The organism is Acidovorax sp. (assembly GCF_046339755.1).
GTDB lineage: Bacteria > Pseudomonadota > Gammaproteobacteria > Burkholderiales > Burkholderiaceae_C > Acidovorax.
On record NZ_JBKDTZ010000276.1, the window covers coordinates 22502 to 33339 of the forward strand.

The window sequence follows — 10838 nt, forward strand, 5'->3', positions numbered from 1 at the left end:
TCGCGAGTAGGGAATGCCAGTTTTGTAGGAGGTTGCCTACACTTCTCTACAAATCTTCACAAAAGTCGCTATGACACACGCCCACGAAGCTACCGATGCGGCGCTGGCAACACCTCTGCCCGCGCACGCACCGTCCTCCTTGTCGCCCGCCGATGCAGCGCCAAGTGCACCGGATTCCGTGGGCTCGCCCTGGCTCCGGGTCTCGGCGGCTGCCGCTGCCAGCACAGCCCTCGCTGCCTGCGGCGGTGGCGAGGCCGAAGCCGAAGCCCCCCCGGCGCTCCGGCAGGCCGACAACGCGCCCAGCATGCCGCTGCTGGGCGACATGGGCGGCACCGGCTCGTACCGGTCGAACCAGGCGGCGACCCGCACCCCCACGCCCGACGAACTGATGGACTGGGCGGAGATGGTGTTCCCCCAGTTCTTCGACTCCCACCAGAGCACCCTGACCAGCGGCACGCTGGTGTTCCGCTATTACCCAGGCACGCGCACCTACCTGGGTGTGTACCAGGGCAACGTCGTGGTGCTCGGCCCGGCCAGCAACAACGCGGTGGTCAACGTCGGCTCGCTGGCCAGCTTTGGCGACGCGGTGTTCACCTGCGGCGGGCCGCTCAACGACCCCGCGGCCGCCCGCTTCCTGATGCAGGCGGGCTTTGCGGCCAGCACGCAGGACATCGCCACGGTCCGCTCCATCGGATTCGAGGCCTGGCTGAATTCTCAGTTCAACGCGCCCATCGGCATCTCGGGCTGGGAGTGGCTCAACCAGCGCGGCTATGCCACGATCGACAATTCCACCGCCTACTACGACAACACCTACCCGGGCGACTGCATGATCTGGTCGCAGCTCATGACCTCGCCCGACAGCCTGCGCAAGCGTGTCGCGCTGGCGCTGTCGGAGATCTTCGTGGTCTCGCTCTCGGGCCTGGACTTCAACTGGCGCAGCCACGGCATCGCGCACTACTGGGACACGCTGGTCTTCCATTCCTTCGGCAACTTCCGCAACCTGCTGCAGGACGTGTCGCTGAACCCGGCCATGGGCTACTACCTCAACACCCGCGGCAACCAGAAGGAAAACGCGGCCACGGGCCGCCAGCCGGACGAGAACTATGCGCGCGAAGTCATGCAGCTCATGTCCATCGGGCTGGTCATGCTCAACATCGACGGCACCGTGCGCCGCGACGGCTCGGGCCAGCCGATCGAAAGCTACAGCCAGTCCGACGTGACCAATCTGGCGCGCGTGTTCACAGGCTACGACTACAACCAGTCGCTGAACCAGCAGGGTACCGTGCCGGGCACCACCCGCACGGTGCCCAACACGGCGTTCACGCGGCTGCCCATGTCGCTCAATGCCTCGCTGCACTCGAACCTGGCGGTCAACTTCCTGGGTACCAGCATCCCGGCCAACACGCCGGGTGCGGCGGCGCTGGCCACGGCCATGGACACCCTGTTCTACCACGGCAACGTCGGCCCCTTCATCTGCAAGCAGCTGATCCAGCGCCTGGTGACCAGCAACCCCTCGCCGGCCTACGTGGCGCGCGTGGCCACGGTGTTCAACAACAACGGTGCCAGCGTACGCGGCGACCTGAAGGCGGTGGTCCGCGCCATCCTGCTCGATGAGGAGGCGCGCTCCTCCGCCGGCCTCACGCAGCCAGGCTTCGGCAAGCTGCGCGAGCCCATGCTGCGCCTGGTCCAGTGGGGGCGCACCTTCAACATCAGCTCCACCTTCGGCAGCTGGAAGATCGGGGACACCAGTTCCGCCAGTTCGCGGCTGGGCCAGAGCCCGTTGCGCTCGCCCTCGGTGTTCAACTTCTTCCGCCCGGGCTATGTGCCGCCGTCCACCGCCCTGGCCCAGAGCGGCGCGGTGGCGCCCGAGTTCCAACTGGTCAACGAAAGCAGCGTGGGCGGCTACCTGAACTACATCCAGGGCGTGATCCGCAATGGCATCTACGTGAACGCCCCCGACCTGCCCAACAACGGCAGCAACGCGAACAACGGCTACGACATCAAGGCGCTGTACACCCACGAGATGGCGCTGGTGACCGACCCCGATGCGCTGGTCGCGCGCATCAACCTGCTGATGTGCGCAGGCCAGCTCTCGGCGGCCACGGTGAAACTGATCACCGATGCGATCAAGGCCACGCCGGTCACGGCCGCCAGCACCGACAACGTCAAGCTCAACCGCATCGCGGCAGCGATCTTCCTGGTCATGGCTTCGGCCGAGTACCTCATCCAGAAATAAGAGGACTTGCTGCCATGCACCTGCTCCAACCCGAACTGCACACCCGCCGCGCCTTCCTGCGCCGCAGCGGCCAACTGGGCCTGGCCGGCACCGCCCTGCCCTTCGCACTGAACCTGGCCGCCATGGGCGAGGCGGCCGCCTTCACCGCCACCGACTACAAGGCCCTGGTCTGCGTGTTCCTCTACGGCGGCAACGACTACGCCAACACCGTGGTCACCTACGACGACCCCAGCTACCTCAAGTACAGCGCCATCCGGGGCGGCAACGGACTGGGGGGCGGCGGCATCGCCATCCCCAAGGACGCTCTGGGCGCCACCCTGCTCAACCCCACGACCGCCCTGCCGGGTGGCCGCCAGTACGCACTGCACCCCGCCATGTCGGGCCTCACGGGGCTGTTCAACAGCGGCAAGGCCGCCGTGCAGCTCAACGTCGGCCCGCTGGTGGTGCCGCTGACCCGCGCCCAGTACAACGGCTCCAACCGCAGCCTCTACCCGCTTCCGCCCAAGCTGTTTTCGCACAACGACCAGCAGTCGGTGTGGCAGTCGTCCTCTCCCGAAGGCTCGACCATCGGCTGGGGCGGCAACATCGGCGACCTGGCCCTGTCGTCCAACGCCAATTCGCTGTTCACCTGCATCTCGGTCACCGGCAATGCGGTGTTCCTGTCCGGCGATTCGGCGCTGCAGTACCAGGTGAGCACCAGCGGTGCGATCCCGATCAATGGCGTCAAGAGCAGCGTCTATGGCTCTACCGCCGTGCGCTCGGCGCTGACCAGCCTGATCCAGCAGACCAGCAGCCAGACGCTGGAGAACGAGTACAACAAGGTGACCACGCGCGCCGTGACCTCCGAGTCGCTGGTCACCACCGGCATCGCGGGCGTGAACCTGGCAACGCCTTTCCCCGCCAACAAAAATCTGGCCGACCAGCTCAGGATGGTGGCCCGCCTGATCGGCGCGCGCGGCACCATGGGCACCAAGCGCCAGGTGTTCATGGTCTCGATGGGTGGTTTCGACCTGCACGACAACCTGATCTCCCAGCAACCGGGGCTGATGCAGCGCCTGAGCGATGCGATGACCGCGTTCCACAACGCCACGGTGGAACTGGGCGTCGCCGACAAGGTGACCGCCTTCACCGCATCCGACTTCGGCCGCACGCTCAATTCCAACGGCGACGGCTCCGACCACGGCTGGGGCAGCCACCACCTGATGGTGGGCGGCGCCGTCAAGGGCAAGGCCTTCTACGGCTCGGCCCCGCCGGTCAGCAACACCAACACCGCCGCGCCCGACGACCAGTGGCACGTGGGCCAGGGCCGGCTGCTGCCCAGCACCTCGGTGGACCAGTACGCGGCCACGCTGGCCAAGTGGTTCGGCGTGAGCGCCACCGAACTCGCCGGTGTGCTGCCCAACCTGAGCCACTTCGGCGGCGCCCAATACCCCGTGGACCTGGGCTTCATGAATGCGTGAATGAACACCCCCTGAGTCGCTTCGCGCCTTCACCCCTCACTCGCCTCGCTGCGCGCGTCGGGAGGGGGACGCCCCCAGCGCGGCGGGGCGGCCCTTGCGCGGGGGCACTGGCCTCGGCCGCGCCAGTTTCGTGCGCCGCGGGTGTCGTACAGCGCAATGGACTGCAGACCGAGACACCAAAGACGCCAGCGATTCCGTATCGGCATGATCCCTCGCAGTCTGCCCATAATGCAGCCATGAGCAGCATTCCCAACACAGCCATCCGTCCCCGGGTCGTCATCATCGGTTGCGGATTTGGCGGGCTGGAGGCGGCCCGCGCGCTGCACGGCAGCGCCATCGATGTCACCGTGGTCGACAAGACCAACCACCACCTGTTCCAGCCCCTGCTCTACCAGGTGGCCACGGCCGGGCTGTCGGCGCCCGCCATTGCCGCCCCGGTGCGGCATCTGTTCCGCAAGCAGCCCAATGTGACCACCTTGCTCGGCGAGGTGGAGCGCATCGACATCGCCGCACGCAGCGTGCTGCTGCAGGGTGGCGATGCATTGCCCTACGACCACCTGATCGTGGCGGCGGGCGCCACCCACAGCTACTTCGGCCGCGACGACTGGGCCCCGTTTGCGCCCGGGCTCAAGACGCTGGACGACGCCTTCGAGATCCGCCGCCGCAGCCTGCTGGCCTTCGCGGCGGCGGAGCGCGAAGGCGATCCGGCACGGCGAGCCGCCTGGCTCAACTTCGTGGTGGTGGGCGGTGGCCCCACGGGCGTGGAGATGGCCGGCACCCTGGCCGAGATTGCGCGCCACACGCTGCCCGGTGAGTTCCGCCACATCGACCCGGCCAGCGCGAAAATCATCCTGCTCGAAGGCGGCACGCGCGTGCTGCAGGCCATGCCCGAGGCCCTGAGCCAGCGCGCCAAGGAGCAATTGGAGAAGCTGGGAGTGGAAGTGCGCGTGAACGCGCGGGTGACCGCCATCGACGCCACCGGCCTCACCGTGGCCGGCGCCGCACCGGGTGCGGACCCCATGGCGGCGAGCTACGCGATTCCCAGCCAGTGCATCGTCTGGGCCGCCGGCGTGGCCGCCTCGCCGCTCGGACGCCTGCTGGCCGAAGCTACCGGCTGCACCACCGACCGCGCGGGCCGCGTGGTGGTCGAGCCCGATCTCACGCTGGCCGGCCACCCCGAGATCAGCGTGGTGGGCGACCTGGCCGCGGCCAAAAGCCATGTGCCCAGCCAGGAGCCCACGCCCGTGCCCGGCGTCTCGCCGGGCGCCAAGCAGATGGGCCGCGCCGCAGCCGCCAACGTGCTGCGCCGCCTGGCCGGCCAACCCACCCAGCCCTTCCGCTACCGCGACTACGGCAACCTCGCCACCATCGGCCGCAACGCCGCCGTGGTGGACCTCACCTCCCCCATGGGCCCGGTGCGCTTTTCAGGCTATTTCGCTTGGCTGTTCTGGCTCTTCGCCCACGTCTACTTCCTCATCGGCTTTCGCAACCGCCTGGTCGTACTCATGGACTGGGGCTGGGCCTACTGGAGCTTCGCGCGCTACGCGCGCGTGGTGACCGGCATCGAAGGCGCGAAGAACAAGGCCCGGGAATAAGACACGCGGCCTGTGTACACCCGCAGCCCCGGCCAGCGCCCCCGTGCAAGGGCCGCCCCGCCGCCCTGGGGGCGTCCCCCTCAGGGGGGATGGCGCCGAAGGCGACTCAGGGGGGAGTCAATACCCAGCGCCAATGGCCAACGGCAGGAAGGCATCCACCGGCCCCAGCACGCCCGGCGCCGTACCCACCTGGGAGTAGCTCAGCTGGCCATTGCTGATGGACAGGATGGTGCCCGTGTCGCGGTAGAAGCGGTAGTACTGGTTGCCTGCGGTCAGCGAAGGCGCGAACGAAGGCTTGAACATGGTGGGGAAGGAGTCTTCCGCATAGTTGAACAGGCGGTCCTCGGCACGCGTGACCACGGCCTTGAAGGGTGCCAGACCGCCGGCCTGGCCCAGGCCGGTGAAGTTCATCACGTAGCTGATCGAACCCGTGGAAGGATCCACCTTGAACAGCTTGTCGAACGCCGCGCCGTACAGGGTGTTGCTGTCGCCTTCGGCCAGGCCGTAGACCGAGGTGGCCAGACCGAAGCTGCCGACGTTGGCCGACTGCTGGTTGTTGCGCAGGTTGACGATGCCCAGCGAATCGTTCTCGCCCGCAAAGAACAGCCGGCCATTGAGATAGGCCAGGTCGCCGGCCGACTGCGCCGGCAGGGTGCCGATCACCGTGGACTGGGCGGTGGTGGGGTTGATCAGGTAGAGGTTCTTGTTGACGGCGGACGCGCCATACAGCTTGCCGCTGCCGTCGAAGGTCAGCGCGTTGGCAGTGCCGATGCCGTGCTTGCCGATCAGCACGGCGCTGCCATCGGCGGCCAGGCGGTACAGCGAGTTGAAGGTCAGCACGTACAGGGTGCCTGCGGCATCGGTGGCGATATCGGTGATGGAACCATCCACCGAGGGGCGGGACACCAGCGTCAGCGACTTGGCGTCCACATCGACGAGCATGATCTTGCCGCTGTCCTGGACATAGAGCTTGTCGCCGGCCCAGGTGGAGGTGGCGGCAGCAGCGGCGGCCAGGGCGATGGCGGCAGCACAGGCAGAGCGCAGAAGCGATGGCTTGAAGAACATACGGGAAATGACCTCGGCAATGAACGTGGATCGGAGCCTGGGGAGGCGGGGTGGCGCATTGCGCGCCGTCCAGCCGCGCGCCCACGGGCGGGAAAAGGAGAACAACAAAAAGAACAACAACCAAAACGCCGCATGCTGTGGTGAGCTGGGGCCCACCGCAGCAACGTGCACCAGCCGCCTGTGCGGCTGGGAACGTACCGGCGATCCATGCGAAGCCGTGCCGGGCAGTGCCTGCGCTTGCTGGCGGGCTGCCCGGCAAGGGACTTGCGCGGCCCCGAACGGATCGCCAACACGGTCCGGTCCATTATGGGAGAGCACCATGCGCCCGGGCACCCTACCAAAGTAGGGTTTGGGCCGAATACACAAAGTGTTTCAGTCGGGGGCGGGGAAGGCGTATCCGCAAGTTCCCGACGCGGCCCCTGCGCGCCTCAGCGCACCGCTACCTGCTCCAGCCACTCGTCGATGTCGCGTGCCGCTTGGCTGGCCGCTTCGGCGAGTGCCCGCGTGCCGCCTGCCGCATCGGCCGTTGCCGCCGCACGCTGCACGATGAAGACCCGCTGCCCCAGCAGGTTCTCACCCAGCGGGGTCGGTTCGGCGACGGTGGCACGCAGGCGCACCAGGCCCGCGCTCTCGGTCGCGCTGCTGAACACCTGGCTGAACTCTTCGAGTTCCAGGCGTAGCACGGTGGGGCGCTTGTTCGCCACACGGGCCTGAACGGCCGCATCGCTGGTGTTCAGGATGGCCCGGCGCAGGCCCAGGTGCTCGCGCACACGCTGCCCTACAAGCACGGCCGGAGGCTGGCTCCAGCGCGCCGTCGCATAGGGGCGGGGTTGCTGGGCATCGGCATAACCGAGCCGGTAGAGCACGGAGGTGCTGCTCTCGGGCATGCCGGTGGCTTCCACATCGGCCAGGGCCAGCGGCGGCAGCGGCGCCCGGCGGTCGCTCGGCGCCGTGGCCATGGCACCGGGGCCGAAGTCGTACTGCACTGCGCGCGTGGGCGGCCCAGGCAGGGCCGAGCAGGCGGTCAGCAGCACGGCGGCGGCAGCGCACGCCAGGGCGGCGCTCCTGCGAACCGGGCGGCCCGGGTGGGTACGTTGGGTATCCAGCATGGCGATGTACTCCTTGAATTCCTCGAACAGCGCCCTCAGCGCGCGGCAGCTGGTGCGGCAAAGCCCTCTTCGCCCGGGCCAGGGGGGATGCGGCCCGAGCCATAGATGAAGGACTGCGGGTTGTCGCTCACGCTGTTGGCCGCCCGGCCGATCTGGCGCGCCGTGCGCGACAGCTCATCGGCCGCGCGCGTGACACGTGGCAGGGTGTTGGAACCCAGCGCGTCGGCCGCGCGCGTGAGCGCCTGCGTGCCCTGGGTGATCTGGTCGATGGCCCCGCCCTCCGCAGCCAGCCGCTGGTTGGTGGCGCTGATGCCCGCAGCCATGTCCGATACGCTGGTGCCGGCCTTCTGCAGCGACTGCAGGGTCTGGCGCGCATCGCCGGTCAGCGCGGGCAGGGATGCCAGTGCCGGGTCGAGGCGGGTCTGCACCGTGGTATCGAGCCGCTTGGTGAGTGCATTGACGCTGCCGGCCGCCTGGCCGATGTTGCCGATGGCCTCGGTCAGCAGCTTCTGGTTGTTATCGCCCAGCAGCTGGTTGATGCGGCGCGTGGCCTCCTCCACCTGGCCCAGGATGGCCGGCGCCTGCTCGGCCAGGCGGCCGAAGGGCGAGGGCTTGAGCGGCAGGCGCGGCAGCCCGCTGGGGCCAGGCGGCAGCTCGGGATAGGGCGACGCGGCATCGTCGAGCTGCACATGGGCCAGGCCTGTGACGCCCTGGTAGCCCAGCACGGCGAAGGTATTGGGGCTGATGGGGGCCTGCTCATTCACGGCAATGCGGATCAGCACATTGCCATTGACCTGCGGGTCGAAGCCGATGCGCGTGACCTTGCCCACGGCCACGCCCTTGTAGCGCACGGTGGCCTGGGGCTGCAGGCCGCTGACGCCATCCTTGGTGGACAGCTCGTACTGCTCGTAGTTGGCGTTGTCGCGCGTGAGCCAGATCGCCAGGCCCGCCAGCATGGCGGCGACCACGATGACGAAGATGCCGGCGGCAAGTGCATGGGATTTGTTTTCCATCAGGCGTCCTTGGAAATCGGGGTGGGGGCCGCCGAGGGCGGCTGCTCGCGCACGCCTGCCAGGGGGGCCATGGCACGCTGGCCACGCTCACCCATGAAGAAGTGCTCGATGAAAGGGTGTTTGAAGCGCGCCACCTCGGTCGGTGGCCCGCTGACGATGACCTTCTTGTCGGCCAGCACGGCCACGCGGGTGGACAGCGCGAACAGGGTGTCGAGATCGTGCGTGACCATCACCACCGTGAGGCCCAGCGCCGCATGCAGCTCGCGCAGCAGCGCGCAGAACTCGTCCGCGCTGTTGGGGTCCAGCCCGGCCGTGGGCTCGTCGAGCAGCAGCAGCGGCGGGTCCATGATCAACGCGCGCGCCAGGGCCACGCGCTTGACCATGCCGCCCGACAGGTCAGCCGGCATGCGGCTGGCATGCTCGGGCTTGAGGCCCACCATCTGCAGCTTGACCAACGCCGCATCGCGCACCAGATCGGGCGGCAGCGTGCCCTGCTCGCGCAGCGCGAAGGCCACGTTGTCGAGCACGTTGAAGGCCGAGAACAGCGCACCGTGCTGGAACAGCATGCCTACCCGGCTGGCGGCACCGGCACGCCCCATCTCGGACGCCGGCCGGCCGAGCACGGTGACCGTGCCGCGCGCGGGCCTGGCCAGGCCCAGGATCTGGCGCAGCAGCACCGTCTTGCCAGTGCCCGAACCCCCCACCAGCGACAGCATCTCGCCGCGCTGCACTGTGAACTCCAGGTCCTGGTGCACGGCAAAGGCTTCGCTGCCCTTGCCGAACACGCTCCACAGGCCTTTGACTTCGACCACAGGCGGCGTACCCGCAGGCACGGCCAGGGCCTGGGGCCTGTTGGCAGGGGAAACGGCAGAAGCGGTATCCGTCATGGCCATGGCGTCAGATCCCGATGCTCTTGAAGGCGATGGCGAACAACGCATCCACGATGATGACCATGGTGATGGAGGTGACCACCGAGGCCGTCGTGCCCTCGCCCAGGCTCTGGGTGTTCGGCTTGACGCGCAGGCCCCAATGGCAGCCGATGAGCGCGATGCAGGCACCGAACACCACAGACTTTGTCATGGCCAGGGTGAGGTTGCCCACCTTCACGGCGGCCGGCAGGGCCTGCACGAAGTAGGCCGGCGAGATGTCCATGGCGACGTCGGCCGCCAGCATGCCGCCGGCCAGCGCCGCCAGCGTGGTCCACACGCTGATCAGCGGCATGGCCAGCGCCAGCGCCAGCGTGCGCGGCAATACCAGGCGAAAGCCGTGCGGAATGCCCATCACGCGCATGGCATCGAGCTCCTCGGTCACACGCATCACGCCGATCTGCGCGGTGATGGACGAACCCGAGCGCCCGGCCACGAGGATGGCCGCGAGCATGGGCCCGAGTTCGCGGATCAGCGAGATCCCCAGGATGTTGACGATGAACGATTCGGCGCCGAACTGGCGCAACTGCAGCGACATCAGGTACGCCAGCACCACCCCGATCAGGAAGCCGACCAGGGCCGTGATGGGCAGGGCCGTGGCGCCCATGCGGTACAGATGGCCCGACACGTCGCGCCAGGGCCCGCGCTGGGGCGCGCGCGCCAGGCGCAGCAGGTCCAGCATCAGCTGGCCCACCATTTGCAGCATGTGGCGCGCATGGTCCACGCCGTGCAGCACCAGGAGGCCCAGGTGGTCCACCTCGCGGGCCAGGCGCCAAGGCTCGGGTGGCGGCGGTTCGGCCACGGTGAACTCGGCCACGCGCTCCAGGATGTCGCGCTGGATGTCGGTGAGCGCCAGGCGTTCGGGCCAGGCGCGGCCCCAGTGGTTCCAGAGGAGTTGCGCACCCACGTGGTCCAGCCACTGCAGTTCGCGCAAGTCCCAGCCGATCCCTGCACCGGCCTGTTGTGCATGCAGCTGGGTGGACAGTGCCTTCCACTGGCGGCGCGTGCCCAGCTCCGCAGCGCCCCACCGGCCATGCAGCAGCACCCCCGGGCCTTCGGGGGTGTCGGTGTGGTCGATGCGCGGGGCGGGATCGGTCATGAAACGGGCGGCGCCAGCCACCGGGATGGGGGTAGGGGAAGCATGGTAGCGGAGCCGGTGCCCCGCAGGTAGGACAAGTCCTTGCGTGCAAGCACGACACGGGCCCGAATGCTTGCAATTATTATCAAATTGCTTGCAATCGCAACCGCGGCAAGCCATGTGAGCTACAAATTTACTAGCAAGCCGCGTTTACCCCCTCGACACCGCCGGCACCGTCCGCACAATGGCGCCGACCCTTCCGATCAACCTGCGCCCACCATGGTCAGTGCCAGGCTGTAGGGCTCGAAAGGCTCGCGGCCATAGCCGCTGCGCCGCCCCAGGAACCAGGCGCACAC

The 10838-nt window shown here is 68.3% G+C and carries 8 protein-coding genes; 3 read left to right on the plus strand and 5 right to left on the minus strand.

Annotation, left to right across the window (positions count from 1 at the left end):
- Positions 1-70: 70 nt before the first annotated feature.
- From ACK59X_RS23845 to ACK59X_RS23855, 3 genes are all read left to right on the plus strand, one after another.
- Positions 71-2236 carry a DUF1800 family protein gene (locus ACK59X_RS23845; protein ID WP_409960852.1) on the plus strand — a complete coding sequence of 722 codons (2166 nt, stop codon included), beginning with the start codon at positions 71-73 and terminating at the stop codon, positions 2234-2236.
- 14 nt (positions 2237-2250) lie between these two features.
- Complete coding sequence (locus ACK59X_RS23850) at positions 2251-3696, plus strand: DUF1501 domain-containing protein (RefSeq protein WP_409960853.1); 1446 nt, start codon at positions 2251-2253, stop codon at positions 3694-3696.
- Positions 3697-3932: 236 nt separating this feature from the next.
- Complete coding sequence (locus ACK59X_RS23855) at positions 3933-5291, plus strand: NAD(P)/FAD-dependent oxidoreductase (protein WP_409960854.1); 1359 nt, start codon at positions 3933-3935, stop codon at positions 5289-5291.
- Positions 5292-5408: 117 nt separating this feature from the next.
- Here the strand turns inward: ACK59X_RS23855 and ACK59X_RS23860 are convergent, their stop codons facing one another.
- From ACK59X_RS23860 to ACK59X_RS23880, 5 genes are all read right to left on the minus strand, one after another.
- Positions 5409-6356: a hypothetical protein gene (locus ACK59X_RS23860; RefSeq protein ID WP_409960855.1), complete on the minus strand. Its 948-nt coding sequence runs from the start codon at positions 6354-6356 to the stop codon at positions 5409-5411.
- Between the two features lie 428 nt (positions 6357-6784).
- Entirely contained in the window at positions 6785-7465 is a 681-nt protein-coding gene (locus tag ACK59X_RS23865) for a hypothetical protein (RefSeq protein ID WP_409960856.1), read from the minus strand.
- A 35-nt stretch (positions 7466-7500) separates the two neighbouring features.
- Complete coding sequence (locus tag ACK59X_RS23870) at positions 7501-8478, minus strand: MlaD family protein (RefSeq protein ID WP_409960857.1); 978 nt, start codon at positions 8476-8478, stop codon at positions 7501-7503.
- Positions 8478-9365, minus strand: coding sequence for an ABC transporter ATP-binding protein (locus ACK59X_RS23875; RefSeq protein ID WP_409960858.1), 888 nt, complete (start codon positions 9363-9365; stop codon positions 8478-8480). The genes ACK59X_RS23870 and ACK59X_RS23875 overlap by 1 nt, the downstream gene beginning before the upstream one ends.
- Positions 9366-9375: 10 nt before the next feature.
- Positions 9376-10503 (minus strand): MlaE family ABC transporter permease, encoded by a 1128-nt coding sequence (locus tag ACK59X_RS23880; protein WP_409960859.1) that lies wholly within the window; start codon positions 10501-10503, stop codon positions 9376-9378.
- Positions 10504-10838: the final 335 nt, after the last annotated feature.